The sequence below is a fragment of the Bacillus sp. NMCN1 genome (genome assembly GCF_002998085.1).
In the GTDB taxonomy this organism is placed as follows: Bacteria; Bacillota; Bacilli; order Bacillales; family Bacillaceae; genus Bacillus.
In genome coordinates this window covers 818,375-835,575 of record NZ_PVQL01000001.1, presented here as the reverse complement: position 1 = coordinate 835,575, position 17,201 = coordinate 818,375, and the positions used below count along the sequence as shown (strand labels likewise).

The following is a 17,201-nucleotide window of genomic DNA, read 5'->3' as shown; positions in this document are numbered from 1 at the left end:
AAATGTATAAAAAGATACTCTTAGCTGTGGATGGTTCAGTTCATTCTGAAAGATCAACGGACCATGCGATTCAATTAGGAAAATTAACTACTGATGCAGAAGTAGAGATCATCTATGTTTTGGATTTTTCTAAATCTAAAAGCGAAGTGTTGCATAGCGGAAGTGCAGAGGCACTAGAGCAAGCTAGAAGACAGAAACTGAAAAAAATAGAAGGAAAATTTCAAACTGAAGGATTTTCCTATAAACTAACGATGAAACATGGTGATCCCGGGCCTACAATTGTTTCTTATGCCAATGACAATCATTTTGATCTAGTCATTGTCGGCAGCAGGGGATTAAACTCATTTCAAGAGATGGTTCTAGGAAGTGTCAGTCATAAAGTAGCGAAAAGAGTGGACTGTCCAGTTTTAATTGTGAAATAAGGAAGAGGCAGAAAGTAGAGTTGCATTTTCTAAAATACTTGAAATAAGCAGGTTTATCGCTTAAAATAAAACATATTAAAAGCTTAAATATATAGGCGATGGAGTTCGCCGTAATTGCCATCGTGCTAATGACTCCTACCCACTTTATAAATGGGTAGGAGTCTATTTTTTTGCCTAAATAATTGAAAGAGGTGATATAAAATGATTTATTTCTTAGTGGGAACAGGCGGAATTATTGGCAGTCTGCTTAGATATTACTTGGGAGTGTTTACCCATTCTTGGTGGGGATATGATTTCCCTTTAGGAACCTTACTTATTAATTTGATTGGCTGCTTTGTATTGGGCTGGTTTACGAATAAAATTGTCAAGCTTAAACAATTTCATCCACATGTGTTAGCTGGTCTCGGTACTGGATTAGTGGGGTCATTCACCACATTTTCAACGTTTAGTGTAGAAACGGTGACTTTAATTCAACATCATTCAGCTGAATTAGCCTTACTTTATGTATTACTTAGCTTATTTGGGGGTCTTATGATGTCGTGGTTAGGCTACGACATTGGGGATCGTTCTTTTAAACGTTTACAGGAGAAAGGGGAATGAACTCATGAGTGGATTATTGATTGCTATTGGAGGATTTATAGGAGCTATCTCCCGTTTCACATTAAGTACATGGATACACAAAAAATTCAGTTCGAATTTTCCACTTGGTACATTGTTTGTGAATTTAACGGGTTCTTTTTTATTAGGCTGGATGGTTGGTAAGGGGCTACATTCAGAATTATATGCCTTTTTGGGGATTGGATTCATGGGGGCGTTTACAACCTTCTCTACATTTAAATTAGAAAATATTCAACTAAGGGAAAAAAGAAACTATTCCGTCCTTTTTTATTATTTGGTTTCAAGTTATGTTGGTGGAATTATTTTAGCTTTAATTGGTGTATTGATAGGAAGTCATTAGCATTCACAGGCTGGCGAAAGAGGTAAATGATACACTTAGTGCATGTTCGTACTCCGGTACCATAGACTTTTATGCTTCGTATGGGGATGAACCCTTTTTTGGTTGTTGCACCAGCCTGCCTACAATATCTGTTGCGTTGATCTAGGCGCAGTCTTTTTTGATTTTCTATTGTCTTTTCTCGGCTTTATTATACGAAAAAGTCACAAACTAATGATTTATCTCCTGCTTAAAACTTTGGTAGTTACCATTTAATGATACATGCAATTCATGGTTCGCATTAACTGATGCAAAAAAAATATCAACCATTTTCAGATCTTTTTTCTGTAACTCCTGAACAAGCCACTGTTCAGTTAAATGTAACTGAGTGAGAACCTGATTTTCTATGTTACCTTCAATAATAACAGGATAAGCAATGTTTCCAGATACTTTTTTAATTCCTAAATCCTCTGCCGTAACAGTAGATTTATGAGGTTTTTTAAAAGCAGTTAGTTTCCCATTTGGTTCGATTAAGGCTAATTCTACATCATTTACATCAAAAATATCTTTTTCTCTTAACATTTGTAAGACATTATCTAAGGAATATCGGATTTTTTGTAAATTTCCTACAATAAAATCACCGTTTCGGATGACAATAGTTGGTTCAAATGTAATCAGTCGTCCAAAAAAACGATTTTTTAATTTAAATTTCGACACAATGATTTGTAATAATCCAATAGCTATTATTGATAAAAATGTATATATATGAGGAATATCCGGATCAGCGATATCTGCCCCTGCCACGGCACCTAGTACAATAATGATCAAGAAATCAAATACAGGCACTTCTCCTATTGCCCGTTTCCCCATGAACAATGTCATAATTAAAAGACAAGGAATGATAGTGATGATCCTTCCATATACCTTTAAAATTTCTATAAACGTTTCCATTATTTATTATCTCCATGGTATCCAAGCGCAAGTTCTCTAGTGGTATTTACAATCTTTTCGTTCATATGAAAATAACGGTATCCTTCTGTAATAGTCAGCAGTCGATCTGCACCCTCTTGTTTCATAGCAATAATACTTCCATATTCAACATTCTTCATTCTATGAGTAACAACATCATCCTGAATGTTGGAGTCATTACCGATATGATTTTTAAAACCCTCATCATCTCTAATGGACGCAAAAGGTCCTGCAAACGATTCCTTAAAATCAAAGATCGGTTCAATATGAAGATTTACATCGTCTTTTGTTTTTAATATTTCCATTGCTCTTGCTATAGAAGAGGTGATAATCGGAATTATCAATATGTTTTTCGCCTTCATTTACTCAACCACCTTTCTTTATTTTTGGATGATAGGGGAAGAGTTCTTATTTTATGGTTAGATTGTTTTTTTATCACGGTAAATTGATACAGTTTTTCAAGTAAATACACTTTGATATTAGAAGGCACACGGACGAAACCAGACCTGAATATTATGGAGATATGGAGAGGTCATGTGTCAAGTAGAATACTTATCCGACCCATGAGTAACTCCTGTATTCGAAGCAGAAGACTCCAAACAGATCTAAATCGAGCTGAAATCACCCCAGAATGGTGAGGGATAAATCAAAGTCTCTATCCTACAGCAACAACAGATAAGGTGTTAAAACGAAAAGCAACTTCAGAAAAAGTGTGCATTAATGAAGTCAGCCAACATTTGGTCTAATATCAATACAAAAGGAGATAATAAAATGGAAATGACGAATCACGCAAAATCAATGTTAGAAGAAATGATGCATAAAAAATGTAAATGAAATTTGTTATACAGGTAGCGATTGATAAAAGAGTCATGGATATGACTCCCTATACCTTTAGCTTTAGTGTTGATAGTATCGAATAAACTGATTTTCTCTTCATCTTCTAAATAATGAAAAGCTAAAAAAGGCACATTAATGTATGCATTTGTTTCTTCTAAATATAACTTAATTCCACCTAATCGATGCTGTCCATCCATAAGAGACCCTCTCTTTTTACATATCAAACGTCCAAATGAAGGTCTTAGACTATCTCGTATGCAGTAAACTGCCAATTCCCTCCTGCATTAATTAAGATAGGTGTGAAGAGAGCATTTTCCCCTGTAGATAAGTAAATTCCTTTTTATTCGATAATATTTTTACAGGCAAACTAAGAGTTCAACTAGATGGAAAGGACCCTTTTTCTTGTCTTGCCTATGTACAAACCTATTGCAATCAATAACTATTGGGAAGCATACAGTCCAAAACTTAAGAGAAACATGATACCTAAAAAGGGACTCAGAAGATTTGAGTTGGGTGGCAGCACAACTTATTATCCAACCAGACAGTCCATTTCATGATTTAGGAACAATTGTAGGTCTGAGAACAACTTCTAAACGAGTTACTTTACAAAACATTTATAATACTCTCGTCTATTTAACAAAACAGAACAAACTATCTGAGTTGTCAAAAGAAAAGTTACTAAGAGTATCTTTAATATATTTTGCAGAGATAAAAAAACTGTTTCCTAATGATTGGGGTAACTATAAAGAATCAAAACTAACTCATATCGTTGGGATAAATGCTTTGTCGATAATAGGTTCAGAATCTTGCCTAAAAGTTTAAATAATGAATCCATGCAAGTAGACTTAAAAATTTTAAATTCATTCTTATACAAGCTTGAAAAAATTGATTGGTCTGTTCAAGGGGAAATGAAATATTTAAAAGGCGTATCAGGTTCAAAGACTTTAGCTAAAGAACTACTTAGTCTGTTGGATGAGAAATAAGAGATTCGCAATTTAACAAACTGTACTGCAGCTCATATGATTCACTCTAGTTTTTATTTTATAAGGCCCGTTGAAAAAGACCAAAAGAATAAAATCTTTTGGTCTTTTCATGCATTCTAAGTAAAACTTTGTAAAAATAAATTGACTTTAATCTATTTAATTGGTTACTTTATTTAATATCGAGACTTCAATCATTAAAAGAATACGAGATTTTTAAATTCACACTACAAAGATGGAGATGGGAAGTATGCTTAAAATTAGAGAGGCCAACAATTCAGATCTGATGGAAATATTAGATATTTATAACCAAGGGATTATTGATAAAATAGCCACTTTAGAAGTTGAAAAAAAAGATATCATTTACATGACAAAATGGTTTACTGAACGGTCTGAAAAATATAAAATTCTTGTTGCTGAATTATATTCACAGGTAGTAGGGTGGGTGGCACTTAACCCATACTCTCATCGATGTGCTTATCAAGGTGTTGCTGATTTATCTATATATATCCGTCGTAATCAAAGAGGGAAAGGTATTGGTAAATCACTCTTATCTAATATAGAAAAAGAAGCAGTTAAGTCTCAAATACATAAAATTGTCTTATTCACCTTTCCATTTAATGAATTAGGACAAGGTTTATATAAATCAATGGGGTATAGGGAAGTCGGCATATTCAAAGAACAAGGGAAAATCGATAATGTTTATGTTGATGTAATGGCTATGGAAAAAATACTATCTAATTAAGCAGACCCCAAAAGAGGTCTGCTTTTTATTTATTCATCAATACAACAAGACGTTTTCTCAATTTTAGGTTTTAACGTCACTTTACAAACTCCCGTTTCAGGTAACTTAAGTTCTACACGTTCAGCAGATTCTTTATCACCAGTCATATAAGCAACAACAGATCGAGCCTGCTCATAACCGGTAGCTAATAAAAATGTAGGTGCTCTTCCATAACTTTTGGAACCAATGATATAAAAGTTTGTTTCTGGTTGTCTCAGTTCTTTTTCACCATGTGGTCGTACAGTGCCACAACTGTGTATGTTAGGATCAATAAGGTCAGCTAGATCCGGCACGCACTCTAATGCTGAATCAAATGTATGGCGAATTTCTCTTAGGAATTTAAAGTCAGGTCTTGCTCCAGTATTCGCAATCACTTCGTCTATATTATCAATTGTTATTTCTTCTTCTTTCTGGATGCCAATGATTTTTAACTTGCTATTAAAAGTTTGTTCAATATTTTGAATCAACATTGAAGGGAAGACTCTTACTAATCCTTTATCTAAAATTTGTCTCAATCTAATGCCTAATTGACCTCTTGCAGGCAATTGATCATTGCTTTCTCCTCCAAATACCTCACTAATATCATGCTTTCTTAAAATCCATATAATTTCTGTGTTTTTTGACGTCTCTTTTAGCTCTGCCAGTTCAAGCAGAGTGTTAACAGCAGAATGCCCACTGCCAACCACAGCAACTGTTTTATTCTGATACCGAATCAGATCGCGATTTATAATATCAGGAATGCCGTAATAAATCCGATCAGCGACTCTTTTTTCATTTTCTGTCATAATTCCTTCAGCATTTATTGGGTTAGGATTTTTCCACGTACCAGTAGGTTCTAGCGGTCTATCTTGGTATGATCATGCGATTGGTAAAGGATCTAATATAGATCCAAGACGCTGCCGTATAGCTCTGAAGCATCTTATTGAACAATCACTAGGACAGTTTCAATCCTTTTATAAAAAATCCCTTGTACGGTTAATTTACTTTAAAGATCTTGATTTTTATGCAGTTTACGGAGATGGAACACACCGTACATTGTGGGCAAAACTAACTGGAACTTCAACAATTTCAGCAGAGGTTATAGTTGCTTATAAAGATCATTTAGCATACGAATCCTTTAAGAGTGATTACAATTCAAGCTTTATAGTTAAATCTATTATTAAACGATTGATGAAATACACACCTAATAGGATTGAATTATCACTATTAGCTGCCTTTAGAAGAATTCATCAGAACAATGTTTTTGATAAAATTAGTGTTGGGCTAGATCTATACTACATAGAAAAAGTGCTAAGCGATTAAAACTAAAGATAATTAATTCAGTTCTGACACATATAAATTTTATTTTAGAAATAAACACTGTCTAATCATACATTACAAGTGAAGCTTTTATGGGGAAGTGACAAATGAAAAAATCAATTGAGAATTTTCTGAAAAAAACGAGGAAGAAACCGAAGAGTTTATTTATAACGTGTACCTTAATCCCTATTGGAGTCTCTATAATTGGAGTAGAATTAGAATGGGTTGGGAAACGAATATTTTTCAAATTTCATTTTACTGTTGAGTTCATCATATACAATAGTTTCCCTAATTCTAGTTTTTCTTCTACTAAAGCAATACTCTCACCCTGACTTTGTTATGGAGAAAACAAGTCTACAATACTTAAACACTGATGCGCTGTCTGACTTAATCAAGTCATTAAATGATCTTCACAATTTATTTCAAAATGAAATAAAGGAACATGATCGAATGATGAATGGTTGTTACTCAAAGTTAAAAGAAATATACGATTTATTGAATTTATTGGATGATTCATCATTCCTACGATCTTGTCTCCATATCAAGGAGATATAAAAAAAATAATAAACTTTATCAATAGTAATAAGATTCGATCCAAAGGAACTCAAGGATTGCAAACTACTAAGATAAAAGATGTGGAGTATGATATATATTTCGCCTTAGCGAAATTAAGAAGGCTGGATAAGGGGAGACAAAATAATGAGCAAAAATTTTAGAGAGAATGACTTGAAAGTATTAGGCAAGATATACGAAAAAAAAGATGACTGTGCATGGAGCTACGCAAATCATAAAGACCCAGAGTATATAGCTATAGATTACCCTAAAGACGCAGAGAGACTAGGTAGCGTATTTGTTTGCGAATATAAAAAAGATTTCTTTGTATTCACTGGGTCATATAATGTCCGCTTTTATTACGATGAAGACCTTTTTAATTTTGAAAGAAGAACCTTTGTGGCGTTTGTCACTTCAAAAATAAAACCAACCCTCATTGCATTCATATCTAATGAAGACGAGGATAGTAGCATTTTCAAACCAGCTATAAAAAAAGCTATGAAGGCAGTGGTGTTTGGATATGATTTTAGACATAGCTATATTGAGGAGATTTATAAGTCTGCAAGTTATATAGCTAACGATCTTGATAGCTTATACGATGATATATTGCATGAAGACGATGACCGGTAAAAACATATCTTCTTATTGTTAAAATAAAGCCGACATGATTCTCCTATTGTTATGTAGTCGTAACGCTATACAATGACGTGGCTGATCTCCTTCTCATGTTAGAGGTTTTTGATTTTTGATATTACATACAAAAAGGTAGTTGGAGATGGAAAAGAGGGAGTGCACAACAATGGATCCACATTTACCTTCTTGTACATTTGTTGAGAAAAGTTATGGCTAAAACGAGTGAATCATCCAAAACCTTTGTTCACAAAATGTTCACTTACGAGGAGGTTCTTCCTATCCCTATAATACAGAGGTAGGAAAAGTAAGAAGGGATGATGACATTGCCAACTACTAAGAAGGAAAGTTTACAATTTGGTTTAATAATGTGTTTTGGGATGGTATTAGTTATGACTATATATAATTTAAACCTTAATGGAACAATCGGGAAAATGACTTTCATAGAAGGAATATTTGATTTTTTTATTGGGTTTGTAATTGCTTTTATACTTGACATGTTTATAGTAGGGCCTAATGCTAAAAAGATAGCATTTAAATTAACTGCAAATACAACTAAGAAACTCTATACAGTTCTAGCCATATCAATATGTATGGTTTTAGGAATGGCGTTTTTTATGTCTATTTATGGATTAGCTACAACTTATATTCATAGTGGTTTTACTCCTAAATCAGTGATTGCAGATTATTTTGCAGTTTTCGGTAAGAATTTGATTATGGCATTACCTCTACAGATTATTATTATGGGACCACTAGTACGTCATATATTTACTAAGTATATTAAATCCAATAGAATTGAAAATAGAAATTAAAATTACTAAACCAGCTAATAAAAGCTCTCTTGTTCTTCAATAATAGGGCGCTTGAATGGAGTAACGAAAAAAGGCTAATTTCTCAGCGTAAATTTTGAGAAATTAGCCTTAACGTTGTAAATCCGCATTTTCCTGACGCCCCCTATATGATTAACAATGATTGCATTACATCATGAATATAACTCTAAAGAAGATGAGAAAAGCAGAGATAAGGCTCTCAACAACAACTGATTTAATATATTGGACATAGAGGTTTTTGATTTTTGATATTACATACAAAAGGGTAATTGGAGCTGGAAAAGAGGGAGTGCACAACAATGGATCCACATTTACCTTCCGAATGGATCTACATTTACCTTCTTGTACAGTGACCCAAGTGCTCATTTAGGATATTTCCAAGAAAAATATTAGTTTACATAATATATATTCTAGGAAGTTACACGACAAATGAATTTCTCTTGTCTCAAATCTAAGTATACTTATCTTATTGAGACAAAATAGAAAAAATCAACGTTTATTCGCCAGATTTTGATTTATCAAGATATTTAAAGATTTTCGCAGGATTTCCGCCAACCACTACATTTGCTGGAACACTTTTTGTCACAATGGCACAAAATGTGTGGTTTCCAATGGTGAATGGTGATTTTGCAAACGTCTAATAACACTGCATCAAAATTTGCAAAAAATGCTCGCCAACCTCGATATTGTATCCGTAATTACACTGCGGTCTTCCTTCAAAAACGACATCATTTCCGCAAGCGCCTAATAATTCCTTTAAAATGGATGTTCTTTTGGCACTTTTTTATCTTCTAAGATGCGCATTTTTTCTTGTACATTTCTGTCCCAATCCCTTTCAACACACCGATACGATATGACTTCATGCTTCCTCCCTCTTTATGTTTATCTTACCTTCTTTTCAGAAGAATTGTGAAGGCATGATTTCTTTTGACGAGAATTGGTCATGTTCCTGCCTCAGGTTATTTACGAATCAGTCCGTCTCATTTATAATCGAGTAGATTTGTTCAGTAACAGATACATCTTTAAATGTGAGGGATTAGATGGAATTAAAGTGGTATAAAGCGATTATAGTCATTTTCACGATGTCTGGTATATCCATCTCTACATGGTTTTCACGGACACCGGAAGTTAGAGATTTATTACAAGCCAATACAGGAACGATGGGACTTATTTTACTTGGCTTATCCGTTGGTTCAATTGTTGGGCTTGTCCTATCAAATGTATTTGTTCGAAAAAAAGGCGGACGAGTGGCGATTGTGATCAGTGCTTTTTTGATGTTCCTTGGATTCACCACTCTTGCCATTGGTTCAACCCTCTCTTCTATCTTTGTCGTCACTGCCGGTCTATTTCTTTTTGGAGCAGGCTCAGGTATGTGCAATGTGGCGATGAACCTAGAAGGGACAGAAATTGAATACAGTATTAAGAAAACCATTTTGCCTATATTGCACGCTTCCTTTAGCATTGGCACTTTAATAGGAGCAGGAGCTGGCATTCTGTTTATCCATCTAGGGGTCTCTGTGTTGAATCACCTACTTGTCATTGCCCTTCTTTTCTTTCTCAGCATCTTGATTTGTACTCGGTTTATTCCGCACGGGACAGGAAAGGATCAGCATGAGAATCAGCCAGATACAATAGACGATACTCAAACGCCATGGCTAAATAAACGAACGGTCTCTCTTGCGATGATCGCCTTATGTCTTGCGTTTGTCGAAGGGTCTGCCAATGATTGGATTCCACTTGCGATGGTGGATGGCTACCAGGTTTCACATTCCATGAGTACAGTCATCTATGCTTTATTTTTATGCGGGATGATTAGCGGCAGACTAATCAGCGGACACTTGATCGATCGCTTCGGCAGAGTGTTATTGCTAAGAATTGCGATTTTATCAGCAGCCGCCGGACTATTTCTGGTCATTTTAAAGATTTCACTTGTTGTATGTATGATATCGATCTTTTTATGGGGACTTGGCGCTTCTTTAGGCTTCCCGCTAACCATTTCTGCAGCTGGTGATGATAGCCGGTACGCCGTGAAACGCGTCAGCATTGTGACCTTATCAGGTTACACAGCCTCTCTTTCTGGGCCGCCTATATTAGGGCTGCTTGCCAATCAAGTAGGACTGCTTCATGCCTTTATTTTTGTTTTATTCGCCATATGTATTGCAGGAATCTTTACAAAAGCTGTCGCAAAACCGCGTACATTACAAGTTCACTAAAAGTGTCTGATCCTCAATCATGGCACTTTTTTTAAATTAAAAAAATAAAATTGAAACCTTTCATGAAGTGAAACAGTCCTATAAATGTCCTGATGTTTATCGCTTTTTTAAAGAGGGAAAGTAAAAAAATAAGACTTTTCAAATAACAGAAAACGTGGTAAGATCATGAAAATAAACAGGAAGGGGTGAGATAAATGAAAAAAAATATGCTGCTAAAATTAGCTGTCTTATTCATAGCACTAGCAAGTTTTCATTTGTTCTCAATGCCTCATTCCGTTCAGGTATACCACCATGCAAAGGTGGTTGCCGATCAAGAATCACATGAAATGAAAATCGCTCAGACAATGGGCGATGAAAAGAAACAAAAACATGTGAGCGCAGTATTTGCCGCATTTACAGTACTGCTGATGATTGGCAGTATGACAGCTGGATTTGCACGCATCACTCATACTGATCAATTTGACCGGAAAAAGAAGCATTTACTTGCAGTGTTCTATCAATCTTCTTATTTCCGACTATCTCGTGTTTAACCCAACCATCTAAATCAAAACAAAAATTGGGAGGTTTTACACGATGTTATTTTTCTTAAGAGTATTCATTCTAGGTCTATTCTCTGTCACTTCACTTTCTCTTTTCGTCTACCAAGGAATTGAAGTAGTGCACGCCATTACTAACATGTTTGGCAACCATGAGAGCTAAAGGACCCGTATATAAAGGAAACCCCCTGTTTATCGCAGGGGGTTTTCGTTTGCTTATTTATTGTCATCTGGTGCAGATTCAGGTGTTAAAAGAACATGGGTTACTTCTCCCTGCTCTTCTTCATCTACAATAAATGATCCATTGCTATAGCGGTCATTCGCTCTTAAAGTAGAGATATCAAGTGGAATTGTTGCACCCTTCTCCGTATCAATTTCAAGTGTATCGTGCAGTGATGCAGCAATTACAGCCACAATACGGTGCGGGTTTTTCTTTAATTCTCTTAGCATCAGAACTCCGCGTTTTGCTCTTGATGTTTTATCAAATTCAGAGAGGTTCATTCGCTTCACGGCCCCTCTTTGTGTCGTCAGCACAAGGACATCGTTTTTCGGATCAATGATTTGTCCAGAGACTACTTCGTCCCCATCCTTCAAGTTGATTCCTTTAACACCAGCCGCTCTCGGACCAACAACACTTACTTCTTCTTCATCAAACCACAATCCATAGCCATTTTTCGTCGCAATAAACAATTCCTGCTGTCCTGTTGTCACATGGACATCCACGAGTTCATCGTCCCCTTTTAGGTTCAAGGCGACAAGCGGTTTCGAATAGCGCTGCGCTTTATATTGAAGAAGCTCTGTTTTCTTCACCATTCCGCCTTTTGTAAAGAACAGAAGATACGACGTTTCATCAAATTCTTTAATTGGAATGGCTTTTTGGATCGATTCATCACGATCAATTGATATGATATTCGTGATATGCTGCCCCATGTCTTTCCAGCGTATGTCTGGCAGCTGATGCACAGGACAATAAATGTAGCTCCCTTTATTCGTGAACAATAGGAGGACATCCGTTGTATTCATTTCAAACTGATGAATCAGGCGGTCTGTATCCTTCATGCCAAAGTCCTTACCGTTTGATGCAGCATAGGAGCGCTGGCTTGTCCGTTTGATGTACCCATCCTTCGTCACCGTGACGTAAACATCCTCTGAGGCGATCATCACTTCAAGGTTAATCTTAATTTCTTCGATTTTTTCCTCAATGACAGATCGTCTCTCATCAGCATATGTCTTTTTGAGCTTTTTCAAACTGTTTGTAATGACCTTTAGCAGCTTTTTCTCGTTACCTAAAATCTCTTCAAGTTCTGCTATACGCACATCAAGCTCACTTGCTTCGTCTCTTAATTGCGTAATATCCGTATTCGTTAAACGGTATAACTGGAGGGAAACAATTGCTTCTGATTGTGCTTCTGTAAAGTCATATTCCTCCATCAAGTTGTTTTTCGCATCTCGCTTATCATTAGAGGAGCGGATGGTGGCAATGACTTCATCTAAGATGGAAAGCGCCTTAATTAATCCGTCTACAATATGATGGCGTTCCTTCGCTTTTCGAAGCTCATATGCTGAGCGGTTCGTCACCACTTCTTTTTGATGGGCAATATATGCATCAAGTATAGTTGTCAGCGTCATTAAGGTTGGTCTACGATTATGTATCGCCACCATATTAAAGTTATATGGGATTTGCAGATCTGAGTTTTTATATAAGAAATTCAAGACACCATTTGCATCTGCTTCTTTTTTCAGCTCTACTACGATTCGAAGGCCAGTTCGGTCAGTCTCATCTCGAACCTCTGAAATTCCTTCCACTTTTCTTTCAATTCGGAACTCGTCCATCTTTTTGACAAGGTTGGCTTTATTCACTTCATAAGGAATTTCTGTGATGACGATTTGCTGGCGCCCGCCGCGGATGGTTTCAATTTCCGCTTTTCCGCGAATCATAATCTTTCCTTTTCCTGTTTCATAAGCCTTCTTAATGCCGTCTACCCCTTGAATAATACCGCCTGTCGGGAAATCTGGACCTTTGATGACCGTCATTAAATCTTCAACCGTACAATACGGCTGTTCGATTCGTTTAATGACACCATCAATCACTTCTCCCAGATGATGCGGCGGGATATCGGTGGCATAACCTGCTGAAATCCCTGTTGATCCATTCACGAGAAGGTTTGGAAACATTGCTGGTAAAACAACTGGCTCCTTGCTTGTATCATCAAAGTTTGCGACAAATTCGACCGTTTCCTTGTCTAAGTCCTTTAATAGCTCTGATGCAATAGCAGAAAGCCTTGCTTCCGTATAACGCATGGCAGCAGGCGGATCACCATCGATACTTCCGTTATTCCCATGCATCTCAATGAGCACATTCCGCACTTTCCAATCCTGACTCATTCTCACCATCGCTTCATAAACAGATGAGTCACCGTGCGGATGATAGTTACCAATCACGTTACCGACTGTTTTCGCGGCTTTACGGAAGTTTTTATCTTGCGTGTTTCCTTCTGCGTACATCGCATATAAGATTCGTCGTTGTACAGGCTTTAGTCCATCTCGCGCATCTGGAAGCGCACGGTCTTGGATAATATATTTACTATAGCGACCAAACCGGTCCCCGATTACTTCTTCTAATGGTAAATCATGAAATCGTTCTTGTTGTGCCATGTTTAAACCTCCTCAGCTAGCGACAAGTTTTCATTTTCAAGAATGTTGCTTTCCTCATCAAGTCCAAAGGCGACATTCTTTTCAATCCATTTACGTCGTGGCTCTACTTTGTCACCCATTAATGTCGTGACGCGGCGTTCCACACGTGCAGCATCATCGATTTTGACCCTGACAAGTGTTCTCGATTCTGGATTCATTGTCGTTTCCCATAGCTGGTCGGCGTTCATTTCACCTAAACCTTTATAGCGCTGAATCGTGTATCCTTTTCCAACTTTCTTCAGTACGTCATCCATTTCTTCATCAGACCATGCATACTCAATGATTTCTTTTTTTCCTGAGCCCTTGCTGACTTTATATAAAGGCGGTAGTGCAATAAACACTTTGCCATGCTCAATCAGCGGCTTCATATAGCGGTAGAAGAACGTGAGCAGAAGCACTTGAATATGCGCTCCATCCGTATCAGCATCTGTCATGATCACGATTTTGTCATAATTGATGTCTTCTACATTAAAATCGACACCGACGCCTCCACCGATGGCATGAATAATGGTGTTGATTTCTTCATTTTTGAAAATATCAGCAAGCTTCGCTTTTTCTGTGTTGATGACCTTTCCGCGAAGCGGCAGCACTGCTTGGAATTTACGGTCACGCCCTTGCTTTGCTGATCCGCCCGCTGAGTCGCCCTCTACTAGGTACAATTCGTTTCTTGCCGGGTTTCTAGATTGAGCAGGTGTTAATTTTCCGCTTAGCGTTGCTTCGGACTTTTTCCGCTTCTTGCCGCTCCTTGCTTCTTCACGTGCTCTTCTAGCAGCTTCTCTTGCCTGCTGCGCTTTAATCGCTTTTTTCACAAGAAGAGTGGCTGTTTCCCGGTTTTCTTCTAGGAAATAAGCCAGCTTTTCAGAAATAACAGCATCAACAGCTGAGCGAGCCTCACTTGTCCCAAGCTTTCCTTTTGTCTGGCCTTCAAATTGAAGCAGTTCTTCAGGAATTCTGACAGAAATAATAGCAGACAGTCCTTCGCGAATATCAGTGCCTTCTAAATTTTTGTCTTTTTCTTTTAAAAGGGCAACTTTGCGCGCATATTCATTAAAGGCTCTCGTCATCGCCGTTTTGGCACCAGACTCATGCGTACCGCCATCTTTTGTTCTGACGTTATTGACGAAAGAAAGAATATTCTCCGAGTAGCCGTCATTGAATTGAAAAGCAAAATCTACTTCGATGGATTGATGCTCTCCTTCAAATGAGACCACTTCACTTAGAACATCTTTTTCTTCATTTAAATAAGCAACGAAGGCTTCAATGCCCGTCTCATAATAAAAGGTTTCTTGTACATCATGTCGTTCATCAATCAGCTCTATTTTTAACCCTTTTAATAAAAAGGCAGATTCTCTCAAACGTTCTGATAAAGTATCGAAATTATAGGTTGTGGCACTGAACATGGTTCGATCTGGTTTAAAATGAATCAGTGTTCCCGTTTTTTTCGTTTTTCCGACTTTTTCAAGTGATGTGGCAGGCTTTCCGCCGTTTTCAAAGCGCTGATGATAAATAAAGCCATCACGTTCAATTGTGACAGTGAGCCACTCTGACAGCGCGTTTACTACAGATGCCCCAACTCCGTGAAGCCCACCACTTGTTTTATATCCGCCTTGACCAAATTTTCCGCCTGCGTGAAGGACCGTTAAAATGATCTCAGGTGTCGGTTTTCCAAGCTTATGCATACCAGTAGGCATCCCGCGTCCTTTATCTTGGACGGAAATGCTGTTATCTTTATGTATTTTGACAATGATATGATCTCCATGGCCAGCGAGCACTTCATCGACAGAGTTGTCTACAATCTCATAGACAAGGTGATGAAGACCCCGTGAATCCGTAGACCCAATATACATCCCTGGACGTTTACGGACCGCTTCAAGTCCCTCTAGCACCTGAATAGAATCATCGTTATAATCTACTTGCTGCTTTTTAACCAAATGCTTAATCCCCTTTCACTAACAAACATAACCGACTAACCATCAAATGATCTCTCTAGATTTTAATGATGATCATGCTGCTCATTACTGTCCACTTTAATAAGCTGCATCATCACCATGCATGTGTGATTCAACAATACATGCTCTTTTGCACGGCTATGCGGCTGTTCTACATTCTGCAATCAGAACTAGAAGTCCATTATAAACAAGACTGTTTGATAAGCCAAATGCAATCATATGATGGTTTTTACAAAACAGAACAAATGTTCTACCTTTATCTTATCGCTCTTTTTCTTGATATGCAAGATCACGGATATGTCCCTGTCGCCTATTTTATCGCTTTCTTCTAGAATCGCAAATATATTTCTGCAACAAAAAAGCAAAAATCCTTGGTTTTCAAGGATTTTTGACGATTTAATGAGTTTTTGTCATTGCATGAGCCACCTTGATACATAAATCCATGATGGCGACCTTGCCATTTTCCTCGATCAGCCTTTTCGCATCTTCGTGATAGATGCCTTGCTGCGCCCAAAAAACAGGTGCGTCCATTTCAAGAAACTCTTCTGCCACCTCGGGCAAAAACTCTGAACGTCTAAAAACATTGACAATATCAACAGGTTCTTTGATGTCTTTTAAAGAAGCGACTGCTTTCACACCGAGAGCTTCATCGATCGTTGGATTCACAGGAATAATCTCATAACCGGCATCCTGCATCGCTTTAGACACCATATAAGACGTTCTGTGCGGCTGATCTGATAATCCAACAACAGCAATTCGTTTACTGCTCTTTAATATACGGCCAATTTCTTGTTTCGTAGGATGATTCATCCAAACACCCCTTTTCCTCTATTCTAGCGAATTTCTCCTTAAAAACAAAGCTGAATCCATCCGCTTTTGATTTTTTCAAAAAAAGATCCCCATGTTTTTCATAAGATCATGTTAAAATGTAAGACAAGAGGGAGAATATAAAGGAGTTATGCAGATGTTAATTGCTTTGATGTTTATTTTGGCTTATCTTCTCGGCAGTATTCCATCCGGTCTCATTGTCGGGAAAGCTGCAAAGGGTATCGATATCCGTGAACATGGCAGCGGCAACCTAGGTGCAACGAATGCATTTCGTACACTTGGCGTAAAAGCAGGGTCTATCGTTATTTCAGCTGATATTTTAAAGGGAACTCTTGCTTCTGCTTTACCGTTTTTCATGCAACTGGACATTCATCCCTTATTAGCAGGAGTTGCTGCTGTTATCGGTCACAGCTTTCCTGTCTTTGCAAAATTTAAAGGGGGAAAAGCAGTCGCTACATCTGGCGGCGTGTTATTATTTTATGCCCCATTCTTATTTATCACGATGATCGCTGCTTTTTTCTTATTTTTATACATTAGTAAATATGTTTCACTATCATCTATGCTGACCGGCATCTATACATTCATTTACAGCATATTCACAAAAGACGTATTCTTAATCATTGTTGTTGCCGTTCTAGCTGGTTTTGTGATCTACAGACACATCGCCAACCTCAAACGAATCCTCAACAAAACTGAACCGAAAATCAAATGGCTCTAGCCGTTTCATAAGCTTCATTAAGTGGT

19 protein-coding genes and 1 riboswitch are annotated in these 17,201 nt (G+C 37.2%); of the genes, 12 read left to right on the top strand and 7 right to left on the bottom strand.

Annotated features, from left to right (window positions below):
* The first annotated feature begins 2 nt into the window (after positions 1 to 2).
* From C6W21_RS04395 to crcB (C6W21_RS04385), 3 genes are all read left to right on the top strand, one after another.
* Positions 3 to 422: a universal stress protein gene (locus tag C6W21_RS04395; protein ID WP_106049451.1), complete on the top strand. Its 420-nt coding sequence runs from the start codon at positions 3 to 5 to the stop codon at positions 420 to 422.
* Between the two features lie 85 nt (positions 423 to 507).
* Positions 508 to 567, top strand: a riboswitch (Fluoride riboswitch).
* A 56-nt stretch (positions 568 to 623) separates the two neighbouring features.
* Positions 624 to 1,022, top strand: a complete 399-nt coding sequence (gene crcB, locus C6W21_RS04390) for a fluoride efflux transporter CrcB (protein WP_106049450.1) — start codon at positions 624 to 626, stop codon at positions 1,020 to 1,022.
* Between the two features lie 4 nt (positions 1,023 to 1,026).
* Complete coding sequence (gene crcB / locus C6W21_RS04385) at positions 1,027 to 1,380, top strand: fluoride efflux transporter CrcB (protein WP_106055951.1); 354 nt, start codon at positions 1,027 to 1,029, stop codon at positions 1,378 to 1,380.
* A 207-nt stretch (positions 1,381 to 1,587) separates the two neighbouring features.
* Here the strand turns inward: crcB (C6W21_RS04385) and C6W21_RS04380 are convergent, their stop codons facing one another.
* The 3 genes from C6W21_RS04380 to C6W21_RS04370 all read right to left on the bottom strand — a co-directional run bounded on the left by C6W21_RS04380 (position 1,588) and on the right by C6W21_RS04370 (position 3,359).
* Positions 1,588 to 2,307 (bottom strand): DUF421 domain-containing protein, encoded by a 720-nt coding sequence (locus tag C6W21_RS04380; protein WP_106055950.1) that lies wholly within the window; start codon positions 2,305 to 2,307, stop codon positions 1,588 to 1,590.
* Entirely contained in the window at positions 2,307 to 2,687 is a 381-nt protein-coding gene (locus tag C6W21_RS04375; protein WP_106049447.1) for an LbetaH domain-containing protein, read from the bottom strand. The genes C6W21_RS04380 and C6W21_RS04375 overlap by 1 nt, the downstream gene beginning before the upstream one ends.
* A 423-nt stretch (positions 2,688 to 3,110) precedes the next feature.
* Positions 3,111 to 3,359 carry a ParB N-terminal domain-containing protein gene (locus C6W21_RS04370; protein ID WP_106049446.1) on the bottom strand — a complete coding sequence of 83 codons (249 nt, stop codon included), beginning with the start codon at positions 3,357 to 3,359 and terminating at the stop codon, positions 3,111 to 3,113.
* 316 nt (positions 3,360 to 3,675) lie between these two features.
* On the opposite strand from C6W21_RS04370, the gene C6W21_RS04365 reads away from it, so the two are divergent.
* The 3 genes from C6W21_RS04365 to C6W21_RS04360 all read left to right on the top strand — a co-directional run bounded on the left by C6W21_RS04365 (position 3,676) and on the right by C6W21_RS04360 (position 4,887).
* Positions 3,676 to 3,984: a ParB N-terminal domain-containing protein gene (locus tag C6W21_RS04365; protein WP_142392843.1), complete on the top strand. Its 309-nt coding sequence runs from the start codon at positions 3,676 to 3,678 to the stop codon at positions 3,982 to 3,984.
* Complete coding sequence (locus C6W21_RS18960; RefSeq protein ID WP_189318141.1) at positions 3,969 to 4,145, top strand: hypothetical protein; 177 nt, start codon at positions 3,969 to 3,971, stop codon at positions 4,143 to 4,145. The genes C6W21_RS04365 and C6W21_RS18960 overlap by 16 nt, the downstream gene beginning before the upstream one ends.
* A 247-nt stretch (positions 4,146 to 4,392) precedes the next feature.
* A complete protein-coding gene (locus C6W21_RS04360; protein WP_106049444.1) occupies positions 4,393 to 4,887 on the top strand; it encodes an arsinothricin resistance N-acetyltransferase ArsN1 family A in 495 nt (164 codons plus the stop codon).
* Positions 4,888 to 4,916: 29 nt separating this feature from the next.
* Here the strand turns inward: C6W21_RS04360 and C6W21_RS04355 are convergent, their stop codons facing one another.
* Entirely contained in the window at positions 4,917 to 5,711 is a 795-nt protein-coding gene (locus C6W21_RS04355; RefSeq protein ID WP_189318140.1) for a Rossmann-fold NAD(P)-binding domain-containing protein, read from the bottom strand.
* 1,213 nt (positions 5,712 to 6,924) lie between these two features.
* Here C6W21_RS04355 and C6W21_RS04340 point away from each other — a divergent pair.
* The 5 genes from C6W21_RS04340 to C6W21_RS19345 all read left to right on the top strand — a co-directional run bounded on the left by C6W21_RS04340 (position 6,925) and on the right by C6W21_RS19345 (position 11,149).
* Entirely contained in the window at positions 6,925 to 7,407 is a 483-nt protein-coding gene (locus tag C6W21_RS04340; RefSeq protein ID WP_106049441.1) for a hypothetical protein, read from the top strand.
* Between the two features lie 326 nt (positions 7,408 to 7,733).
* Positions 7,734 to 8,219, top strand: coding sequence for a DUF2798 domain-containing protein (locus C6W21_RS04335; protein ID WP_106050201.1), 486 nt, complete (start codon positions 7,734 to 7,736; stop codon positions 8,217 to 8,219).
* A 1,058-nt stretch (positions 8,220 to 9,277) separates the two neighbouring features.
* Entirely contained in the window at positions 9,278 to 10,450 is a 1,173-nt protein-coding gene (locus C6W21_RS04325; protein ID WP_106055949.1) for an MFS transporter, read from the top strand.
* A gap of 194 nt (positions 10,451 to 10,644) precedes the next feature.
* The gene (locus C6W21_RS04320; RefSeq protein ID WP_034660789.1) at positions 10,645 to 10,980 is read left to right on the top strand and encodes a hypothetical protein; all 336 of its coding nucleotides are present in this window, start codon (positions 10,645 to 10,647) and stop codon (positions 10,978 to 10,980) included.
* A gap of 43 nt (positions 10,981 to 11,023) precedes the next feature.
* Positions 11,024 to 11,149, top strand: coding sequence for a hypothetical protein (locus C6W21_RS19345; RefSeq protein WP_262982812.1), 126 nt, complete (start codon positions 11,024 to 11,026; stop codon positions 11,147 to 11,149).
* A 53-nt stretch (positions 11,150 to 11,202) separates the two neighbouring features.
* On the opposite strand, the gene parC is transcribed toward C6W21_RS19345, so the two are convergent.
* From parC to C6W21_RS04305, 3 genes are all read right to left on the bottom strand, one after another.
* Positions 11,203 to 13,641 carry a DNA topoisomerase IV subunit A gene (gene parC / locus C6W21_RS04315; protein WP_106049439.1) on the bottom strand — a complete coding sequence of 813 codons (2,439 nt, stop codon included), beginning with the start codon at positions 13,639 to 13,641 and terminating at the stop codon, positions 11,203 to 11,205.
* Positions 13,642 to 13,643: 2 nt separating this feature from the next.
* Positions 13,644 to 15,611: a DNA topoisomerase IV subunit B gene (parE, locus tag C6W21_RS04310; protein WP_106049438.1), complete on the bottom strand. Its 1,968-nt coding sequence runs from the start codon at positions 15,609 to 15,611 to the stop codon at positions 13,644 to 13,646.
* 414 nt (positions 15,612 to 16,025) lie between these two features.
* Positions 16,026 to 16,439, bottom strand: coding sequence for a CoA-binding protein (locus C6W21_RS04305; protein WP_106049437.1), 414 nt, complete (start codon positions 16,437 to 16,439; stop codon positions 16,026 to 16,028).
* A gap of 154 nt (positions 16,440 to 16,593) precedes the next feature.
* Here C6W21_RS04305 and plsY point away from each other — a divergent pair, with 154 nt between their 5' ends.
* Positions 16,594 to 17,175, top strand: coding sequence for a glycerol-3-phosphate 1-O-acyltransferase PlsY (gene plsY / locus C6W21_RS04300; protein ID WP_060596428.1), 582 nt, complete (start codon positions 16,594 to 16,596; stop codon positions 17,173 to 17,175).
* Positions 17,176 to 17,201 lie beyond the last annotated feature (26 nt).